At 40.8% G+C, this 18,392-nt stretch carries 22 protein-coding genes; 4 read left to right on the forward strand and 18 right to left on the reverse strand.

Translation table 11 applies throughout. From position 1 onward, the window contains the following. Window positions 1-15 precede the first annotated feature (15 nt). The 15 genes from rplC to AC3E7H_RS05040 all read right to left on the reverse strand — a co-directional run bounded on the left by rplC (window position 16) and on the right by AC3E7H_RS05040 (window position 12,349). Window positions 16-642 carry a 50S ribosomal protein L3 gene (rplC, locus tag AC3E7H_RS04970; protein ID WP_000160197.1) on the reverse strand — a complete coding sequence of 209 codons (627 nt, stop codon included), beginning with the start codon at window positions 640-642 and terminating at the stop codon, window positions 16-18. An 82-nt stretch (window positions 643-724) separates the two neighbouring features. Further along, window positions 725-1,033 carry a 30S ribosomal protein S10 gene (gene rpsJ / locus AC3E7H_RS04975; RefSeq protein ID WP_001284513.1) on the reverse strand — a complete coding sequence of 103 codons (309 nt, stop codon included), beginning with the start codon at window positions 1,031-1,033 and terminating at the stop codon, window positions 725-727. A gap of 264 nt (window positions 1,034-1,297) precedes the next feature. Further along, the gene (locus tag AC3E7H_RS04980) at window positions 1,298-1,921 is read right to left on the reverse strand and encodes a uridine kinase family protein (RefSeq protein WP_075228415.1); all 624 of its coding nucleotides are present in this window, start codon (window positions 1,919-1,921) and stop codon (window positions 1,298-1,300) included. Continuing rightward, entirely contained in the window at window positions 1,918-2,514 is a 597-nt protein-coding gene (gene nrdG, locus AC3E7H_RS04985) for an anaerobic ribonucleoside-triphosphate reductase activating protein (RefSeq protein WP_075228416.1), read from the reverse strand. The genes AC3E7H_RS04980 and nrdG overlap by 4 nt, the downstream gene beginning before the upstream one ends. Before the next feature lie 5 nt (window positions 2,515-2,519). Beyond that, window positions 2,520-3,020: a GNAT family N-acetyltransferase gene (locus tag AC3E7H_RS04990; RefSeq protein WP_490676205.1), complete on the reverse strand. Its 501-nt coding sequence runs from the start codon at window positions 3,018-3,020 to the stop codon at window positions 2,520-2,522. A 37-nt stretch (window positions 3,021-3,057) separates the two neighbouring features. Further along, complete coding sequence (locus AC3E7H_RS04995) at window positions 3,058-3,198, reverse strand: hypothetical protein (RefSeq protein WP_000521611.1); 141 nt, start codon at window positions 3,196-3,198, stop codon at window positions 3,058-3,060. A gap of 11 nt (window positions 3,199-3,209) precedes the next feature. Then, window positions 3,210-5,417 (reverse strand): anaerobic ribonucleoside-triphosphate reductase, encoded by a 2,208-nt coding sequence (nrdD, locus tag AC3E7H_RS05000; RefSeq protein ID WP_000636183.1) that lies wholly within the window; start codon window positions 5,415-5,417, stop codon window positions 3,210-3,212. Window positions 5,418-5,535: 118 nt separating this feature from the next. Beyond that, window positions 5,536-7,089, reverse strand: a complete 1,554-nt coding sequence (locus AC3E7H_RS05005; protein ID WP_001103724.1) for a hypothetical protein — start codon at window positions 7,087-7,089, stop codon at window positions 5,536-5,538. 44 nt (window positions 7,090-7,133) lie between these two features. After that, window positions 7,134-7,268, reverse strand: coding sequence for a hypothetical protein (locus tag AC3E7H_RS05010; RefSeq protein ID WP_000958549.1), 135 nt, complete (start codon window positions 7,266-7,268; stop codon window positions 7,134-7,136). 184 nt (window positions 7,269-7,452) lie between these two features. Further along, window positions 7,453-9,369: a tRNA uridine-5-carboxymethylaminomethyl(34) synthesis enzyme MnmG gene (gene mnmG / locus AC3E7H_RS05015; protein ID WP_000221901.1), complete on the reverse strand. Its 1,917-nt coding sequence runs from the start codon at window positions 9,367-9,369 to the stop codon at window positions 7,453-7,455. Then, on the reverse strand, window positions 9,359-9,790 hold the full coding sequence (locus AC3E7H_RS05020) for an NUDIX hydrolase (RefSeq protein ID WP_000989472.1): 432 nt from the start codon (window positions 9,788-9,790) through the stop codon (window positions 9,359-9,361). The genes mnmG and AC3E7H_RS05020 overlap by 11 nt, the downstream gene beginning before the upstream one ends. 8 nt (window positions 9,791-9,798) lie before the next feature. Continuing rightward, window positions 9,799-10,254, reverse strand: a complete 456-nt coding sequence (locus tag AC3E7H_RS05025; protein ID WP_000193654.1) for an NUDIX hydrolase — start codon at window positions 10,252-10,254, stop codon at window positions 9,799-9,801. Between the two features lie 149 nt (window positions 10,255-10,403). Next, window positions 10,404-10,835, reverse strand: coding sequence for an SseB family protein (locus AC3E7H_RS05030; protein ID WP_490676206.1), 432 nt, complete (start codon window positions 10,833-10,835; stop codon window positions 10,404-10,406). 22 nt (window positions 10,836-10,857) lie between these two features. Then, the gene (gene mnmA / locus AC3E7H_RS05035) at window positions 10,858-11,979 is read right to left on the reverse strand and encodes a tRNA 2-thiouridine(34) synthase MnmA (RefSeq protein ID WP_001282933.1); all 1,122 of its coding nucleotides are present in this window, start codon (window positions 11,977-11,979) and stop codon (window positions 10,858-10,860) included. 163 nt (window positions 11,980-12,142) lie between these two features. Next, complete coding sequence (locus AC3E7H_RS05040) at window positions 12,143-12,349, reverse strand: hypothetical protein (protein ID WP_025171274.1); 207 nt, start codon at window positions 12,347-12,349, stop codon at window positions 12,143-12,145. 889 nt (window positions 12,350-13,238) lie between these two features. Here AC3E7H_RS05040 and AC3E7H_RS05045 point away from each other — a divergent pair. Next, window positions 13,239-14,102: a helix-turn-helix domain-containing protein gene (locus tag AC3E7H_RS05045; protein WP_001268140.1), complete on the forward strand. Its 864-nt coding sequence runs from the start codon at window positions 13,239-13,241 to the stop codon at window positions 14,100-14,102. Window positions 14,103-14,154: 52 nt separating this feature from the next. On the opposite strand, the gene apf is transcribed toward AC3E7H_RS05045, so the two are convergent. Next, on the reverse strand, window positions 14,155-14,781 hold the full coding sequence (gene apf, locus AC3E7H_RS05050) for an aggregation-promoting factor (RefSeq protein WP_000843474.1): 627 nt from the start codon (window positions 14,779-14,781) through the stop codon (window positions 14,155-14,157). 241 nt (window positions 14,782-15,022) lie between these two features. Between apf and sdaAB the strand changes: the two genes are divergently transcribed. From sdaAB to AC3E7H_RS05065, 3 genes are read left to right on the forward strand one after another with little or no spacing between them, the layout of a single operon-like run. Next, entirely contained in the window at window positions 15,023-15,694 is a 672-nt protein-coding gene (gene sdaAB, locus AC3E7H_RS05055; RefSeq protein WP_001191178.1) for an L-serine ammonia-lyase, iron-sulfur-dependent subunit beta, read from the forward strand. 8 nt (window positions 15,695-15,702) lie between these two features. Next, entirely contained in the window at window positions 15,703-16,575 is an 873-nt protein-coding gene (gene sdaAA / locus AC3E7H_RS05060; RefSeq protein ID WP_301393368.1) for an L-serine ammonia-lyase, iron-sulfur-dependent, subunit alpha, read from the forward strand. A 23-nt stretch (window positions 16,576-16,598) separates the two neighbouring features. Then, the gene (locus AC3E7H_RS05065) at window positions 16,599-17,240 is read left to right on the forward strand and encodes an HAD hydrolase-like protein (protein WP_301393370.1); all 642 of its coding nucleotides are present in this window, start codon (window positions 16,599-16,601) and stop codon (window positions 17,238-17,240) included. A gap of 86 nt (window positions 17,241-17,326) precedes the next feature. Here the strand turns inward: AC3E7H_RS05065 and AC3E7H_RS05070 are convergent, their stop codons facing one another. Together AC3E7H_RS05070 and AC3E7H_RS05075 are read right to left on the reverse strand one after the other, a co-directional pair. After that, window positions 17,327-17,743 carry a DUF805 domain-containing protein gene (locus tag AC3E7H_RS05070; protein WP_049504842.1) on the reverse strand — a complete coding sequence of 139 codons (417 nt, stop codon included), beginning with the start codon at window positions 17,741-17,743 and terminating at the stop codon, window positions 17,327-17,329. A gap of 152 nt (window positions 17,744-17,895) precedes the next feature. Next, on the reverse strand, window positions 17,896-18,321 hold the full coding sequence (locus tag AC3E7H_RS05075) for a DUF805 domain-containing protein (RefSeq protein ID WP_301559918.1): 426 nt from the start codon (window positions 18,319-18,321) through the stop codon (window positions 17,896-17,898). Window positions 18,322-18,392: the final 71 nt, after the last annotated feature.

Here is an 18,392-nt window from a genome sequence, read left to right on the forward strand (position 1 = left end):
ATTCCCCTTTCCTTATTATTTACCAGCTTTAACTGCTGATTTGATAGTGATAAGAGATTTCTTAGCACCTGGTACGTTACCTTTGATAAGGATAACGTTCTTTTCTGGAACAACTTGTACAACTTCAAGGTTTTGAATTGTTACACGGTCGCCACCCATACGTCCTGCAAGGTTTTTACCTTTGAATACGCGGTTAGGTGCAACAGGTCCCATAGAACCTGGACGACGGTGGTAACGAGAACCGTGAGCCATAGGTCCACGTGATTGTCCGTGGCGTTTGATAACACCTTGGAAACCTTTACCTTTAGAAGTACCAGTTACGTCAACAACATCTCCAGCTGCGAAAGTTTCAACTGTGATTTCAGCACCAACTTCCAAGCCTTCAACGTTTTTGAATTCACGAATGAAGCGCTTAGGAGCCGTGTTAGCTTTTGCTACATGTCCTTTAGCAGGTTTGTTGCTCAATACTTCGCGTTTGTCATCGAAACCGACTTGGATAGCGTTGTATCCGTCTGTTTCAACAGTTTTAACTTGAAGAACAACGTTTGGAGTTGCTTCAATAACTGTTACAGGGATCAATTCGCCAGCTTCAGTGAAGATTTGAGTCATTCCCACTTTTTTCCCTAAGATTCCTTTTGTCATGAGAAAATAGTTCCTTTTCTATATTTTTTATTCAAAAAGTTTTTAACGAGCGTTTTTTATGCTCAAGTTATCAAGCTTTAAATTAAAGTTTGATTTCTACGTTTACACCACTTGGAAGATCCAATTTCATCAAAGCGTCAACTGTTTTTTGAGTTGGGTTAACGATATCGATCAAACGTTTGTGTGTACGCATTTCAAATTGTTCGCGAGAGTCTTTGTATTTGTGAGTCGCACGAATGATTGTGTAGAGGCTACGCTCAGTTGGAAGTGGGATTGGACCCGCAACTTGTGCACCTGTACGAGTAGCTGATTCTACGATTTTTGCAGCCGCTGTGTCAAGCGTACGGTGTTCGTAAGCTTTCAAACGGATACGGATTTTTTTGTTTGCCATCTTTTTCTCCTTTTCGTCTATTTAAGATAATAGGCTAGCTCCACAAGAAAACCGACGCGCGTTGCGTGGCAATGCAACCGAGCGTGTCGCAACCTCTTGCATCAAAGCTAAAGCTGTAATTTACAGCACCATAATAGAATAACACAAAGCCCCTGCGATTGCAAGGGATTTGACAGGTTTTTTTAAATTTTTTAGATGAAACTGTTTTCTTATTCCATTTTAATAAATTTTCATATTTAAGTGCTAGATTATCTGTCTTTTCTTCTATACAATGTTAGTTTTAATTTGAAATTTATCATCTGATTGATCTACCAAGATATCAGCTCTTGACTCGGTTTCTTTATAGTATTGTAGATACTGCTCTCGTCTCATCTGCTGACTAGCCAATATAATGGATGCATCACCATTTCTCACAGTCGTATCTCGAGCTAGTCGTCTCTTTAATTCAGTCTCCTCATCCGTGTAGAAACAAATGGTTTTGTCAAAGAGTTCCTTGGGTAGAAAACCGACAGACATCCCTTCGACAATCAAAATCGTTTTTTCTCCAGATAAGATCTCACTAGCTTTCCAAGGTTCTTCTATTGTCAAGACATCCATACCCGCCTGCAGGGCGAGAATATCTCTCTGCAAACTTGCCAGTTCATGCGCTACTGGCAAACAGGCTGTCACCTTTTGGTCTGGCGCTTGCTTTGGTACTACCAGATGACGTTCAGATGTGATATAGGGATCTGTTTCTAGTAAATTTACCTTTTCAGCATCCAGTACTTGGTATAAGTCTTGAGCAAAAGTTGATTTTCCTGAAGCTCCATGGCCGTAGATACCCAGCGTTTTTACTTTTCCAGTTTCTATCTCTGAGACCAGTTGTTCTATTAAGTCTTTTTTCTTCATTCTCTCTTCACCTGTTCATAGCTTCCTTTTCCATCGTTAAGCTTGTCCCAAATGACTACCTTTCCACTTTGAAGAGACTTTTGCACATCGATAATCCGTTGGTTGGAAGAGCCACGGAACTGCAACATAAGGTTGCGTTTGCTCTTATCATAGCGGCCATCGACTAGGATATCAATCAGGGATAAAAGTTCTAGTTTATCAGGCGTCTCCAACATCATTTCTTCCCAGGTGTATCCTGTCCAAGACCAGATGTCTTTTTCTGGCAATTCCTTTCGAATGCGTTTTACAAGGGGCAAAAGAATACCTGTATTGAGGAATGGCTCTCCTCCTAGCAAAGTCAATCCTTGAACATAGGGCTGGGCTAAGTCTGCCATGATTTGTTCTTCCAATTCTGGCGTATAAGGAATTCCTGCATTAAAAGACCAGGTAGCTACATTGTAGCAACCTTCACAGTGAAACATACAGCCTGCTACATAGAGAGAATTGCGCACCCCTTCTCCATCCACAAAGTTAAAAGCCTTATAGTCAATGATACGCCCTTGACTAAGCTCCTCACTCTTCCACTCGCCTGGTTTTGGTGTATTCCATGTCATGCTTTCTACTCCAACTCTATCCAATAGCGCTCCGTTCCATTTCGAACATCCTCCAACTCTCCACCATTAGCTAAGATAACAGCTCGGCTGGCAGGATTTTCTGCGCTACAAGTCACCAGAGCACGATGGATGTTCTTTTCTTTAGCCACTTGTAGACCTTGACGGAGAGCTTCCTTGGCGTAGCCCTTGCCTCTTTCGGAAGGGCGGATAGAATAGCCAATATGGCCAGCATGATTCAGCAAGCCCTCATTTAGTCTCAGCCGTAGATTCAAAAAACCTAAAGCACGGCCTGATTCATCAAACAAAACGAACTGAATTGATGGAACGCGATTTTCCAGCAATCCTATTCCCATTTCTTTATTTCGGCCAGTTTCTAGCCAGTCCTCGTAAGAGAAATTCTCAATATCCCAAAATCCGCCATTGTGGGTCGATTGGGTCTCTTCAAACTCCTCTATCATATCTACAACAGCTTCCTTATCTGCCAATCTTGGTCTGCGTAATATCATCTTTACCTCCAACTAAGAGAAAAGCGAGAGCGGACTCTCACTTTTTCTTATTCTTATTTAAAAATTGCTCTCTTAGGCTAGCCACTCGGTCTTTTTTATTGACTCCACCCTTTGAATGTTTTTCGTGGAATCGTTGTACCAAGGCCTTGCCCTTATCATCTAATTGATATTTGCCCATTCTATCTCTTTCTAATTTCTTACTTCATGCCCTGCTGTTTTAATAGTAGAACCGTTCATATGTTTGACACGCGCAGCAATTTCCTTGTGACGTCCATTAACCATCGGACGCGCTTGCGGATTTCCAAGATAGCCACAGGTCCGTTTAACAACATCTACTGTTTTAGGATCACTATTGCCACAGTTAGGACATGCAAAACCTCTCTCAGTTGGATCAAAATCTCCTTCAAAATCACACTTGTAGCAACGATCAATCGGAGTATTAGTTCCTAGATAACCTACTCGATCATAAGCATAGTCCCAAACAGCTTCCAAGGCCTTTGGATTTTGTTGAAGAACTGGATACTCACAGTAGTGGATAAAGCCACCTGATGCACCCGCTTCTGGATAAACCTTCTCGAACTCCAATTTTTCAAAAGGAGTTGGATTTTTACGTACATCATAATGGAAGGAATTTGTGTAGTATTCTTTATCAGTAATGTCTGGAATAGAGCCAAATTTCTCTGTATCCAGGCGACAGAAGCGGTCTGTTAAACTTTCAGATGGTGTCGAATAAATAGAGAAATGATAACCATATTGGTCAGACCACTCTTCTACGCGACGTTTCATATCGCGAATAATATCAAGGGTGAACTCTTTGGCTTCCGGATTGTTTTCCCAATTACTACCAAAGAAGACAGTCGCCACTTCATACAAGCCGATATAGCCCAGAGAAATAGTTGCACGGCGATTCTTGAAGAGTTGATCAACACTTTCTTCTTTTCCAAGACGGCGTCCGAAGGCTCCATATTGATAAAGAATTGGTGCATTAGCTGGAGTGGCTTCCTTGGTTCTTTCCACACGATAAACCAAGGCATCTTCTGCGATATTCATACGCTCATTGAAGATTTCCCAGAACTTGTTCATGTCTCCTTCGGATTCAAGAGCGATACGAGGAAGATTGACCGTCACTACACCTAGGTTCATCCGACCAGAATTGACTTCTACTCCATTTTCATCCTTCCATCCTTGAAGGAAAGAACGACAACCCATCGGTACCTTGAAAGAACCAGTCAACTCGACAATCTTATCGTAAGATAAAACATCCGGATACATGCGCTTAGTTGCGCACTCAAGAGCCAACTGCTTGATGTCGTAGTTAGGAGAGCCTTCCTCTAAGTTAAGACCTCTTTTAAGAGTAAAGATGAGTTTAGGGAAGATGGCTGTACGGTGTTCTGAACCAAGCCCCTTGATACGAATGTTCAGGATTGCCTTTTGAATTTCGCGTTCAAAACGATTGGTTCCTAGACCGAAACCAAGGGAAGTAAAGGGTGTTTGCCCATTTGATGTAAAGAGAGTGTTAATCTCGTACTCTAAAGATTGCATGGCATCATAGATGTCTTTTTGAGTTTTCTTCCAGGCGTATTCTTCGCGTTTATCAGGTAGAACCCATTCCTCAGCATCTTTGAGGTGTTTTTGGTAATTTTTTTCTGCATAAGGAGCCAAGACTTCATCAATACGGTCTGCTGAACAGCCTCCATACTGACTTGATGCAACGTTGGCGATGATTTGTGAAATCTGCGCTGTCGCAGTTTGGATAGACTTCGGACTCTCTACCTCAGCATTCCCAATCTTAAAACCATTTTCCAACATGCCCTTGAAATCAATCAGACAGCAGTTGGTCATCGGGGTGTAAGGGCTATAGTCCAAATCGTGATAGTGGATATCCCCTTTTTGGTGGGCATTAGCTACATGCTTAGGAAGCATTTGAAGACCGATGGATTTTCCAACAATTCCTGCCGTCAAATCACGCTGGGTATTAAAAACATCACTATCTTTATTAGCATTCTCATTGACAACTGCCTGGTCTTTGTTGAGAAGTTTATGGATACTGAAGTTGATATCTGTTGCTTTTGAGCGCTCAAAATCCCTTTGAGTTCGGTAAGTGATATATTCCTCTGCCAAGGCATATTCTTTAGCTTCCAATAACTCATGTTCTACGATATTTTGGATTTCATAGATTTTTACACCTTGAGGAAAGCGACTATGAATCTCTTCTACAATACGTTCAACTAGAGTATTAAGACGCTTTTCGACCAAGGGGGTTACATCCATGACTTTTTCCGCAGCCTTGTGCAAGGCTTTGTCAATCTTATCTACATCAAAAATGACGCGTCTACCGTCACGCTTTTCGACGAATAAGGTTGGATCAGGGTTTGTTTTCTCTTCTAATACAATCATATCCAGGCTCTTTTCTTAAATTTTCTTTCTTAAAGTATTATATCACTATAAAAATAAAAATCAATATCTAGTAGCAAAATTCATATTTTCATAAAATTTACACTAGATATTGATTATTTTATTTTAATTTGTAAAGTTTAAAGTCTTTGAATTCACTTTGAACTGGTTGATAACTTTCTGCCAGAAGCTGTTCTACTTCTGTCCAGAGAGCTGTTTTGGTATTGACCACAATCACTTTAGGCTGATTATCACGTAAATCATTGACAAGTTTGCTACGATTTGCATCAAGGCCAGTATATAATTTTGGTGATAACAACTGACTAGCTGCTAAACGTTCACTAGTCTTATAACCATTAGTAAGATCATCCCATATATAAATACGATCTGTTGCCTGTGTTTGTCCTTTAACCGTAGTTTCTATACGAGTTCGTTCTTGATATTGTTCTGAGTGAAGAACATAACGAGCTACCAGAGGAGCAAAAAATAGGTAGGCCAAAGCTAACACTGGCAAATAGACATTACCCTGAAGAAATATTGCCCATATTGAAGGTACTTCTCGATGTCTTCTACGGCGATTGGCTCCTTCTAATTCCCCAGTTCGAATGTGAGTCAATAGAAGAATGGACAAGAAAGGAAGAAAAGTAGCTAGACGACTACCGTGAATCGGTTCTGTAGAGAAAATTTCCAATCCTAGTAACAATAGGATTGCTACTGAAGCAAAAATAGATAAGACGTATTGCTTGCTTGGCTTAGACTGGAAAAGCCCTGTAAATACGAATCTTAATCCTCCAAGACCAATTGTTAACAATCCATAAAAAAGGAGGTTGTCTAGCAAGAACGGATCGGACATAAACTTCAAACTATCTACTGGATAGAGAATTTGACTAATAGCATTCCCGAAACTCCCATTATAAGCCGTATAGTAACCAATTGGATAAAAGAAAAGTGAGAACCCAAGACCAGCTGCAAAGAATTGATAGAGTCCATGAATCAAGCGACCACGCCCGATATTAAAGGCTAACAAAGCAAAGAACAAGACCAGAGCATATAGAGCTGTGACTAGAGGGGCAAAGAAAAATGCTAGAGCCAGGCTAATCCCAATACGCACAAAACCTTTGTCATGATTATACTCTACCAAATACCTTGTTACTAAACTGAGAGCGTAAAATAGGAATGGAAGGGCCAAAATGGTGGCATAGCCACCGCCAAAGCTAAGTCCTCCAGCAAGAAGATAAAAGATAGTCAATACTTGTTGCGACTGCTTGTTCTCCTCCGTCAAGGTATAAGTTGAACGGAAAAGAAAAATCCCAGCACCCACTAGAGCAAGCCAAGTAAAGGCTGCAAACAAAATACTACCCTTGCTTAGATACTGTAAAAAGTAATAGAGAAGACCACTCGTTCCAAAATAGTCTGTGTAGATATCTCCACCCTGGTGCATCGCCCATCCCATATAAAAATCTTGTGCCTGCTCTGAGCTAGTTAGTCCTAGCAAAAAAGGAAGAACTACAGATACAAGTACAACTAGAGTGCTCCAGATTAGGATCTTAAATAATGGTAAGGGAGCAAACGGACTTGAATCATCCTCGAAGCGCTCCTCTCTTCCAACTAAATCATCCTGAATTCCCGTCCAAGATGGAGTTGGTTCCTCTTCTAATCTGCCATATACGTTCATTCATTCTCTCCTATGTTTTAATTTGTTCTAGTATATCAAAAAGTCTAGAGCTTGTCAGCCTGTGGTGGCCATTTGTCTAACTTTTGACAGAGATTAGCGAAGCGCTCAATCTCATAAAAACGATGATAGGAAGCATTTTTATAGTGGTCTAAAAAATTTTTTTCTTCTACCGTCAGCATAATCATTCCTCCTTTTCTCTTTATTCGAAAATAGAGGACGATTCTATCAAAAAAGCTGAATTCCCTAAAAGAGAATTCAGCACTTTGTCTTTATACTAATTCAAACCACGTCAGCGTCGCCTTACCGTACTCAAGTACAGCTTGCGGCTAGCTTCCTAGTTTGCTCTTTGATTTTCATTGAGTATTAGTCAGCCTTTTTTTCTAAGTTTTTTGAAATGCTACGATTTTTACCTTCCAGATACACCATCAAAATAGAGATATCTGCTGGGTTAACCCCAGAAATACGGCTAGCTTGACCGATGGTTTCTGGATTGATGAGTTTGAACTTCTGGCGAGCCTCAGTCGCAATCGAGTCAATATCATCCCAATCGATGTTGGCTGGAATCCGTTTTTCTTCCATGCGTTTCATCTTGGCAACTTGATCCATGGCTTTTGAAATGTAACCTTCGTACTTGATTTCTGTTTCAATCAATTCGATAATCTTGTCATCTAACTCTTCAGCAGCAGGTCCGATGAAGGCAACCACATCTTGGTAAGAGACTTCTGGACGACGGAGGAATTCCTTGGCAGTGACTGCATCAGTCAATGGTTTGAATCCCATCGCTTCAACCTTGGCGTTAGTTTCCTTGACCGGCTTGAGTTTGATGCTGTCTAGGCGTTTCATCTCATTGTCAAATTGATTTTTCTTGATCTCAAAGCGTGCCCAACGTTCATCATCAACAAGCCCAATCTCTCGTCCCATCTCAGTCAAGCGCATATCGGCATTATCATGACGGAGGATGAGACGGTATTCAGCACGACTGGTCAAGAGACGGTAGGGTTCAATGGTACCCTTTGTTACCAAGTCGTCAATCATCACTCCGATATAACCGTCGCTTCGTTTCAGAATCAACTCAGGCTTGCCTTGGATTTTCAGAGCCGCATTGATACCCGCGATAATCCCTTGACCAGCAGCTTCCTCATATCCTGATGTACCATTTGTCTGACCAGCTGTGAAAAGTCCTGAGATTTTCTTGGTTTCCAGAGTCGCACGCAATTGATGAGGCAAGACCATGTCGTACTCGATAGCATAACCAGTTCGCATCATCTCTGCATTTTCCAAACCTTTGATGGAATGTACCAAGTCACGTTGCACATCCTCAGGAAGGCTGGTTGAGAGACCTTGGACATAAACTTCTTCTGTATTGCGACCTTCTGGCTCTAGGAAGAGTTGGTGGCGTTCCTTGTCCGCAAAACGCACAATCTTGTCCTCAATTGACGGACAGTAGCGAGGCCCCACTCCCTTGACCACACCTGTAAACATAGGCGCACGGTGGAGATTGTTTTGGATAATCTCATGGCTGGTACCATTGGTGTAAGTCAACCAACATGGCACTTGGTCTTTGACATAATCTTCATCACGTGAAGTATATGAGAAGTGATTAGGCGCTTCGTCTCCTGGCTGAATCTCTGTCACATCGTAGTTGATAGAGGAAGCCTTGACACGTGGAGGTGTTCCTGTCTTGAAACGACCGATCTCGAGGCCCAATTCCTTGAGATTGTCAGCTAGGTTAATAGAAGCCAGACTGTGGTTAGGTCCTGATGAATACTTGAGATCTCCGATGATGATTTCCCCACGGAGGGCAGTCCCTGTGGTCACGATAACGGCCTTGGCAGCATATTCTTGATGGGTCGCTGTACGCACACCGACAACCTTGCCATCTTCCACCAAAATCTCATCAATCATGGTTTGACGAAGGGTGAGATTTTCTTGATTTTCAACGGTCTTGCGCATTTCCTTAGAGTAGAGTTCCTTGTCAGCTTGCGCACGAAGGGCACGAACAGCTGGACCTTTCCCAGTGTTAAGCATCTTCATCTGGATGTAAGTCTTGTCAATGGTCTTGGCCATTTCGCCACCAAGGGCATCCACTTCACGCACGACAATCCCCTTGGCAGAACCACCGATAGAGGGATTACATGGCATGAAAGCCAACATTTCAATGTTAATAGTCGCAAGCAAGACCTTGCAGCCCATACGGCTGGCTGCCAGGGATGCTTCTACCCCTGCATGTCCCGCTCCGATTACAATGATATCGTATTCTTCCGTAAAATTATAAGTCATTTCTTAACCTTTCAAAAATTTCTCGCAAATAAGGAACTAACTTCTCCTCCTCTAGAGCTTGATCCATAGTAACCCATTTAAAGTGTGTATGCTCTTCAGGATCTAATCTGATAATTGGCTTCTCCCCAACCCACTCCGCCTTATAAACTAAGCGAGTAAAGACAGTATCCTTAGAGGTATCCAGTTGACTATCTTCGTGAAGAAGTTTGAGCGAACTGCTATCTAGCCTAATTCCCGCTTCTTCAATGCATTCTCTAAGAGCTCCATCTCGCGGAAGTTCACCCTTTTCAACCCCGCCACCAGGAATATCCCAGTAAGTCGGATAAACGTTGGGTTGTCCTCTTTTAATTTCCGAACGCTGAATGAGTAAATAATCACCACCACTATGAACAAGTACATGGGCAATAAGCTTAACCATCATTTTCTCTCCTATTCGTTAAGATGGATGTGTCGTAATTGTCCGTCCCAATCTGGTAGGGCTGTCTTTAAAAAGGCTGGAACCAGCTGAATATCCTCAAGCTTGTCCAAGTCAATCCACTCACAGGGTTGCGTTTTCTCATCTTCCTGCATGGTCAACGGGGCATCTTCAAGCAAATCCACTAGATAATGAAACTCGATATTGTGATAATAGACACCGTCTTGTTCAAAACGATTTTCAACTACAAAAGCTAGTTGCCCAGCTTGAGCTTTGACACCCAGTTCTTCCCTCACTTCACGGACTACCGCATCTTCCGTTCTCTCATTGACTTGAATCGCACCACCAATAGTGTAATACTTGCCCTTGTCTTTGGTAACTAGAAGCTTGTGATTTTGGACAATCAAGGCTGTCGCCCGAACGCCAAAAACAGTATTTCCCACTTTTGTCCGAAAGTCTTGTTGAGTCATTTTTATCCTTTCCCTTAAACGACACAAAAACAGTCAAAACTCCAAAGAAGTGCAGGACAAAAAAGCCTGCAACATCCATGAGCTTTGACCATCATTTCTATTGCTTTTATTATTGTAGCAAAATGAGAACATTTGTCAATCTAAATGTACTATGATTGGCGAATTGCTTCAAAAGCTCCTTGGTCAATCTCAACTGGCTCAGAGAAAGCATCCAGAACAATCCCTCTCACAGGAAAACTCTCTATCCCTTCCGCTGCAAACAAACAGTCCGTAAGAGATAATTGCAACCAAGAAAAGCGGTCGTAATAGTCTTTGGGGATGTCTTGAGTTTCTGAGAAGCAAGGATAAAAGTAGTCATCTCCCTTTTGCAGAATATCCGGCTTTAGGCGAGCACCTTCTTGTCCGTCACTCCCATCCATCAGAGAAGGATTGAAGGGAACCCAGACTTTAGCCTGCTTCAATTCCTTAAACAAGGCCTCTATCGACTCTGTCGTTTTCTCCCTCAAATACTCTTTTTTATAGTCCGAAAGAGTCATTATCTTATCTTTTTTAGGCGTTTTCTTCTTAAAAAATTGAAACATTCTCATTCCTCTTAGAACATCTTTAAATGTATTGACAAACCTTGCCATCACGGTAGGCATTGTCAATCAAGCCACCACCGAGACACTCTTCACCGTCATAAAAGACAACTGCCTGTCCTGGTGTAATGGCGCGTTGCGGTTCTGCAAAAATGACCTCTGCCTTGTCTCCTTTGACATGAACCGTTACCTTCGAGTCAGGCTGACGGTAGCGGAATTTAGCCGTGCATTCGAGCGTAAATTCCTCTGGCATGTCACGAGTAAAATGAACTTGACTAGCCTCAAGACTGGTTGACATGAGCGAATCATGGTAGAAACCTTGGCCGACATAGAGGATATTCTTGCTTAGATCTTTTCCGACAACGAACCAAGGGGCATTATCCCCACCGTGTTGACCACCGATACCAAGTCCTCCACGCTGACCAATCGTATAATACATAAGGCCTGCATGCTCACCCATATCGCGACCATCTACAGTCATCATACGACCAGGTTGGGCTGGTAGGTAATTGCTGAGAAATTCTTTAAAATTCTTTTCTCCGATAAAGCAAATCCCTGTCGAGTCTTTCTTCTTAGCAGTCGCAAGTCCTGCTTCTTCAGCTATTTTTCGTACTTCAGGTTTTTCCAAATGTCCTAGTGGGAACATGGTTTTTTGGAGTTGTTCTTGTGAAAGTTGGCTGAGGAAATAGGTCTGGTCCTTGCCATTGTCCACGCCACGAAGCATGTGAACGATGCCATCCTCATCACACGCTACTCGAGCATAATGCCCCGTCGCTACATAGTCTGCACCCAAGGTCATGGCATAGTCCAAAAAGGCCTTGAACTTAATTTCCTTGTTACACATCACATCTGGATTTGGTGTGCGTCCTGCACGGTATTCCGCTAGGAAATACTCAAAAACTCGGTCCCAGTACTCTTTTTCAAAGTTGACAGAGTAGTAAGGAATACCGATCTGGTCTGCCACCGCAGCCACATCCTTGTAATCTTCGGTCGCCGTACAGACGCCATTTTCATCTGTGTCATCCCAGTTCTTCATGAAGATACCGATCACATCATAGCCCTGCTCCTTGAGCAAAAGAGCCGTCACCGACGAATCAACACCACCACTCATCCCCACGACAACACGTGTTTTAGAGTTATCACTCATGGTAGTTCTCCCATCTATTCGTTTATCCACGATTGAAGGTCGTGTGTGCTTAACGATTGAAGGTCGTTTGAGCAGTTTTCATTATAACATGCTTGGTTGGAGAAGACAAGAAAGAGGCTGATAATCTACCAACCTTTGGCATAAAACACTTTTTCATTCCAAACTATTCTTTATAGAAAAAACTCCTATAAATTCGAGCAATAGTTAAAATACAAACAAATATAATTCCCAAAATAGATAATACTATTTTCACAAAACTCATTTCAGAACCTATAACATATATATGAAAAAGAGGGGCTAGTCCTACACATAGAGACAATAGATAACTAATAAATCTTATCTCACCAATTCCTGCAAAAAAATGTTTCATTTTAACTATCCCAATTTTACCTTTCATCTTTATAATCCACTAACAAATCTATTGACTTCTCTTTTTTTTGAAAAATCTTGATAGCAAATTTACTCCACTTAAAGACACTAAGATTTCAATCGTCAGAATTTCTCCAAGAAAAAATGCAAACTGACAAAATTCCTGCTAAAACACTATACTCCTAGCAAATAGAGAGTCAGCAAAAATAAAACAACCGAAATTGGCAGAAAAGCAGCTCGATTTGTTTTACAAAAAATGGCATAACAAAGACTACCTATCGAAAACGTCATAATAACTTCAATAGTTATCTTTAGAGCAGGGTAATATATATTTTTAATAAAAAGAATTAAAAGGATAAAAAATACCAATGAACAAAGAACGGATTTGATATAAAATTTTAAATGAATCATAATTTATTTTTTAGATTCTACCTACTATAGATAAAATCACCTTTCTTATTTTCTTCTCATGATATCCACTTTAATGTCTTGATTAGAACTTCTATGAATATAAATATGGTAAATGAAAAATCAGGATTCTAACTAAAAGCAATTGATGAAATAAGCAAATCTTACAGCAAATTAAATTTATCCAGAAGCTCTCATGTAATGATTTTAAATCCTAATGAATCTAATCAATGCAGATTTTATTTTGACAGTAGTTCTATAACAACTCTAAATAACACTGGGGTTGCTAGAATCAAAACAACCCCTGCCACAAAGACAATGATTACCCGAAATAGATCTTTATTTTTACGCATTGAAACAACCTCCAATCTATTATTTTTTAGCTACATGATATCTCTTATTTACTTTCTATATTCTTATGATACAATATGTTTAATAGAATTCAATTTATTGTTAACTTTTTTCACGAAAAGGAGAACATCATGCGCTATGATTTCGGGAAAGTATATAAAGACATACGTGAGTCAAAAGGATTGACCCAAGAAGAGGTCTGTGGAAATGTCCTTTCAAGAACCAGCCTTTCCAAGTTTGAAAGTGGCAAGGCAACTCCCAAATATGAAAATATGGAGTTTCTTCTCCGTCAAATCAATATGAGTTTTGAAGAGTTTGAATACATCTGCCATCTCTATCAGCCGAGTCAACGGACAGAAATCATGCAAACCTATCTCAATACGAGTTCCATCTTTGGTACCAGTAGTCTAATCAATTTATTTGAAACATGCCAAGACTATCTCAAGATCCATCACGATCTCCCTATAGAGGAAATCAAAGATATGCTGGAAGTTGTCATTTATATCCGTCAACATGGAACAGGACAACTTTCAATCCAAGTGGAACAAACGGTCAAAAAGCTTTGGGAAAAAATTGAAAAACAAGATACATGGTATGAAAGCGACCTAAAAATCCTCAACACCATACTTTTTAGCTTTCCCATCGAACACCTCCACCTCATCACTGAAAAGATCTTGCAGCGCTTGGAAGAATATAAAAACTATCGACATTTATATGAATTACGAATGACAATCCTACTCAATCTGTCCACCATCTACTTGTACAATCAAGATAAAAATACCTGTCAACAAATCTGCTACACCTTACTAGAGGATGCCAAGAAAAAGAAAAGATACGATATTTTGGCAATCACTTATGTTCGAATAGGTATTTGCACTAGTAAGGATCATCTTATTCAAAAGGGCTTCTCCCTTCTGGAGTTAACTGATGAAACCTCAATGCTATCTCACCTCAAAAAGGAAGTAGAGACCTGTTATCAAGCAAAGGAAATATAAAAAAAGTCGAGGAGATCCCTCGACTTTTGCATCTTATTTTGTTCGTCAGTTCTTAGTACCAACCGTTGTTAAGCCAGAAGTTCTTAGCAGCTGTCCATGAACCGTAACGTCCTGCTACATAAGCGTCTGCTACACGTTCTTGGTTTTCTGCTGAGTAGTCACCGTTCAAGTATGAATCTGTCAATTGGTAACGTCCGATGTAACGTCCGTTTGTAGCTGTGTAGCTACCGCCTGATTCTTTTTGAGCGATCCATTCTTTAGCTTCTGCTTCAGATCCGCTTACAGTTGAAGTTGATGCTGAAGTTTCTGTTGTAGCAACAGTTTCTTCTGCTACAGTTACGCTTGCTGCTGGTGCTTCATAAGTTGTTGTTTCAGTAGCTGCAGGTGCTGCTACTGGAGCTTCTGCTGTCGCAGCTGAAGTAGTTGAAGTTGCTGGTGCTTCACCATCAATCACCAATACTTGGTCTACATAGATCAAATGAATATCTTTAATCTTATTTTTTTCTGCCAATTTTTCAACAGTTGTATTGTATTTTTCAGCGATTCCTGATAGAGTGTCACCTGATTTTACTGTGTAAGTTGTTGTTTCTTGTGCAAAAGTAAGTGATGGTGCAAGGAAAGCAAGCGCTGCTGCTACTCCTACAAGTCCTGTTTTAATTTTGTTAGTTGTTGATTTCATATTAAAAGATTCTCCTTCTTTCTTATATTTCCATCATACCCTACTATTATTACTGTTTCTTGACGGTTTTATGTAGAAATGTTACAAGACTATGTTTTATTTCACTTAAATAGCCTCTTTTTGTTACAAAAGGCTTGATTTTATAGGCTTTATGAGGATTTTAGATATTTTATCATGGAATTGAGCGCTTGCATCTAATCTTTGATATAATAGAGTTAAGAATCTTTTTAAGGGGAAACAGATGCAATCACTTCGTTTTCAATCTGTCTTTGATATCATTGGGCCAGTCATGATTGGCCCATCTAGTAGTCACACGGCAGGAGCTGTTCGTATCGGTAAAATCGTCTCTTCTATCTTTGACGATACTCCAACCGAGGTCGAGTTCCAGCTTTTTAATTCTTTTGCAAAAACCTATCGCGGGCACGGAACTGACCTAGCCCTTGTCGCTGGAATCTTGGGAATGGACACAGATGATCCAGAAATTCCAAATAGTTTAGAAATTGCCCACAAGCGTGGCATCAAAATTGTCTGGACTATCCAGAAAGACAGTAACGCCCCTCACCCAAATACTACGAAAATCACTGTTAAGAATGAGCACAAGACCATCAGTGTGACAGGAATTTCAATCGGTGGTGGAAATATCCAGGTAACAGAGCTCAATGGCTTTGCCGTATCTCTCAACATGAATACCCCTACCATTATCATCGTTCATCAGGATGTTCCTGGTATGATTGCTCATGTAACAGAGGCCCTCTCTCGCTTTGACATTAACATCGCCCAAATGAATGTAACCCGAGAAAAAGCTGGTGAGAAAGCCATTATGATTATCGAAGTTGATAGTCGCAACTGTGATGAATCTATCGAAGAGATTCGTAAAATTCCTCATTTGCATAATGTCAATTTCTTTCAATAGGAGAAAATATGTTTTACTCTATCAAAGAATTAGTCGAACAAGCCGAACTTGATTTTCAAGGCAATGTTGCTGAGCTCATGATTACGACCGAGTTTGAGCTAACAGGTCGTGAACGTGAAGAAGTTCTCCTTCTCATGGAGCGCAACCTTGAAGTCATGAAAGCTTCAGTTGAGCTTGGTCTTAGTGAAAAGAAATCTCGTAGCGGTTTGACAGGTGGAGATGCTGCCAAGCTTGACCACTACATCAAAAAAGGAAAGACCCTATCAGACTTCACTGTCTTGTCTGCAGCTCGTAATGCTATCGCCGTTAATGAACACAATGCCAAGATGGGGCTGGTCTGTGCGACACCTACTGCTGGTAGTGCAGGCTGCCTTCCAGCCGTTCTCACTGCTGCTATTCAAAAGTTGGATTTAACTCATGAACAACAACTAGACTTCTTATTCGCTGCAGGTGCTTTTGGACTCGTGATTGCTAACAACGCTTCTATCTCGGGAGCCGAAGGTGGCTGCCAGGCCGAAGTCGGTTCAGCTTCAGCCATGAGTGCCGCTGCCCTAACTCTAGCTGCAGGCGGAACGCCTTATCAAGCGAGCCAGGCTATCGCCTTCGTTATCAAAAACATGCTCGGTCTCATTTGCGACCCAGTTGCAGGTTTGGTTGAAGTTCCTTGCGTCAAGCGGAATGCCATGGGAGCAAGCTTTGCCTTCATCGCAGCCGACATGGCTTTAGCTGGTATCGAATCGAAAATTCCAGTTGATGAGGTCATTGACGTCATGTATCAAGTAGGATCTAGCTTACCAACTGCCTTTCGTGAAACTGCTGAAGGGGGGCTCGCTGCCACACCTACAGGTCGTCGCCTTCAAAAAGAAATCTTCGGCGAATAATTTCATCATTATGAGGAGAATCAATGTCATCTATATCTGCTATCTTTTTTGACTTAGATGGAACGCTAGTTGATAGTTCTATCGGTATCCATAATGGTTTCACCTATACCTTTGACCAACTTGGAGTTTCTAGTCCTGGTGCCAAAACCATTCGAGGTTTTATGGGGCCCCCACTAGAAACCAGCTTTGCTAGTTGTTTGCCAGCTGAGCAGATAGAGGAAGCCATCCAGCTCTATCGTTCTTATTATAAGGAAAAGGGTGTGTACGAAGCCCAACTCTTTCCACATATCAAAGATTTACTTGTAGAACTAGCTGAGCATTATCCTCTTTATATCACTACTACGAAGAATACACCAACCGCAGTTGACATGACTAGCAATTTTGGGATTGACCACTTCTTTGATGGCATTTATGGTTCAAACCCTCAAGCACTACACAAGGCAGATGTCATCCGTCAAGCTTTGACAACTCATAACTTGGAGCCAGAAACAGTCGTTATTATTGGAGATACCAAGTTTGATATGATTGGTGCCAAAGAAACTGGCTTAAAAAAACTAGCAGTTACTTGGGGATTCGGTGAGGAGAAAGACCTCATGGGCTATAATCCTGACTGGATTGCTCACCACCCAACAGACATTTTACACCATCTACAATTAAAACGTTAAACAAAAGACTCCCAGCCTAAAAGTTAGGTTTGGGAGCTTTTTGTCTGATCATAATGAGGAGAATGACATTCCCCGTATTCGTCCAATTATTCAAAAGGGGAAACTTCTTCGCTTTCAACTTCTTTAGGTCTATTGATTGTTACTATTTCTACTTCCTTACTTGGCATGGCTAGCAGAACTAATAGAGCAAAACGTCCAACCATTGGAACAAAGTGAAGGAAGATAAAGGCCCAGTGGAAACCTCCATCACGCAAACGGCGAATCTTTAACGCTAAAGTAGGCAACAAAAGGAGTAGAGCCAAAATGGCATAAATACTGACAACCAATATAACTAAAGTAAAGTTCAGAGAAGGACCTTGGTTTATTTCTTTATTGAAGATAAGGATATACAGGGGGAGGAACAAGATATGATTCATCAGCCAAACCCACCAATACTCTGGACGTGTTGAGCGTCCTACAAAATCTACATAACCTTTTAAAAAATTTATATAAGCCCTAAACAAGATATTTCTCCTTTTTAACAACTGTATACTATAAAGTAGCCTCATTGTTCTAAAACACTCCCAAATCTATTTTTAGATATGGGAGTGTTAGATATTTACTTAACAATATAAAGAAAACTCTAAAACAGTTTCACTTGTAAAACCTGAACTTCTTAGTTTTTGTCTGATTCTTCGAATGGTGAAACTTCTACAACTTCTTCAGTTTCATTGATGGTCACTACTTCTACTTGTTTCGTTGGCATAGCTAACAAAACTAAAAGAGCAAGAGGTCCAACCATGGGAATAAAAATGATAAAGATTAGAGCCCAGTGGAAACCAGCATCACGTAGTCGACGAACTGTCAATGCAAGTCCAGGTAAGAAAAGTGCTATACCGAAGATCATATAGATAATAGCAATTCCACCCAAGGCCATAAGAGCCGCCTCATTTCTTGGATTTGCTAGTGCCTTAAAATATACTGAGTAAAAAGGGACAAGGAGAATCATATTTCCTAGCCAAATCCACCAATACTCTGAGCGTGTTGAACGGCCTGTAAAATCTACATAACCTTTAAAGAAATTCTTATATGCGTTAATCATAAGTTACTCCCTATTTTTTTAATTCATACGAAATGAAAATGAAAGAGCAAATTAGAAAGTTCGTTATAAAC

This window comes from Streptococcus sp. SCPM-O-B-15304 (M98), from assembly GCF_058200215.1.

What these genes read in the sequence shown, in the direction of transcription:
- rplC (WP_000160197.1), bottom strand. Translation starts at nt 642, where the DNA reads ATGACAAAAGGAATCTTAGGGAAAAAAGTGGGAATGACTCAAATCTTC.
- rpsJ (WP_001284513.1), bottom strand. Translation starts at nt 1,033, where the DNA reads ATGGCAAACAAAAAAATCCGTATCCGTTTGAAAGCTTACGAACACCGT.
- AC3E7H_RS04980 (WP_075228415.1), bottom strand. Translation starts at nt 1,921, where the DNA reads ATGAAGAAAAAAGACTTAATAGAACAACTGGTCTCAGAGATAGAAACT.
- nrdG (WP_075228416.1), bottom strand. Translation starts at nt 2,514, where the DNA reads ATGACATGGAATACACCAAAACCAGGCGAGTGGAAGAGTGAGGAGCTT.
- AC3E7H_RS04990 (WP_490676205.1), bottom strand. Translation starts at nt 3,020, where the DNA reads ATGATATTACGCAGACCAAGATTGGCAGATAAGGAAGCTGTTGTAGAT.
- AC3E7H_RS04995 (WP_000521611.1), bottom strand. Translation starts at nt 3,198, where the DNA reads ATGGGCAAATATCAATTAGATGATAAGGGCAAGGCCTTGGTACAACGA.
- nrdD (WP_000636183.1), bottom strand. Translation starts at nt 5,417, where the DNA reads ATGATTGTATTAGAAGAGAAAACAAACCCTGATCCAACCTTATTCGTC.
- AC3E7H_RS05005 (WP_001103724.1), bottom strand. Translation starts at nt 7,089, where the DNA reads ATGAACGTATATGGCAGATTAGAAGAGGAACCAACTCCATCTTGGACG.
- AC3E7H_RS05010 (WP_000958549.1), bottom strand. Translation starts at nt 7,268, where the DNA reads ATGCTGACGGTAGAAGAAAAAAATTTTTTAGACCACTATAAAAATGCT.
- mnmG (WP_000221901.1), bottom strand. Translation starts at nt 9,369, where the DNA reads ATGACTTATAATTTTACGGAAGAATACGATATCATTGTAATCGGAGCG.
- AC3E7H_RS05020 (WP_000989472.1), bottom strand. Translation starts at nt 9,790, where the DNA reads ATGATGGTTAAGCTTATTGCCCATGTACTTGTTCATAGTGGTGGTGAT.
- AC3E7H_RS05025 (WP_000193654.1), bottom strand. Translation starts at nt 10,254, where the DNA reads ATGACTCAACAAGACTTTCGGACAAAAGTGGGAAATACTGTTTTTGGC.
- AC3E7H_RS05030 (WP_490676206.1), bottom strand. Translation starts at nt 10,835, where the DNA reads ATGTTTCAATTTTTTAAGAAGAAAACGCCTAAAAAAGATAAGATAATG.
- mnmA (WP_001282933.1), bottom strand. Translation starts at nt 11,979, where the DNA reads ATGAGTGATAACTCTAAAACACGTGTTGTCGTGGGGATGAGTGGTGGT.
- AC3E7H_RS05040 (WP_025171274.1), bottom strand. Translation starts at nt 12,349, where the DNA reads ATGAAACATTTTTTTGCAGGAATTGGTGAGATAAGATTTATTAGTTAT.
- AC3E7H_RS05045 (WP_001268140.1), top strand. Translation starts at nt 13,239, where the DNA reads ATGCGCTATGATTTCGGGAAAGTATATAAAGACATACGTGAGTCAAAA.
- apf (WP_000843474.1), bottom strand. Translation starts at nt 14,781, where the DNA reads ATGAAATCAACAACTAACAAAATTAAAACAGGACTTGTAGGAGTAGCA.
- sdaAB (WP_001191178.1), top strand. Translation starts at nt 15,023, where the DNA reads ATGCAATCACTTCGTTTTCAATCTGTCTTTGATATCATTGGGCCAGTC.
- sdaAA (WP_301393368.1), top strand. Translation starts at nt 15,703, where the DNA reads ATGTTTTACTCTATCAAAGAATTAGTCGAACAAGCCGAACTTGATTTT.
- AC3E7H_RS05065 (WP_301393370.1), top strand. Translation starts at nt 16,599, where the DNA reads ATGTCATCTATATCTGCTATCTTTTTTGACTTAGATGGAACGCTAGTT.
- AC3E7H_RS05075 (WP_301559918.1), bottom strand. Translation starts at nt 18,321, where the DNA reads ATGATTAACGCATATAAGAATTTCTTTAAAGGTTATGTAGATTTTACA.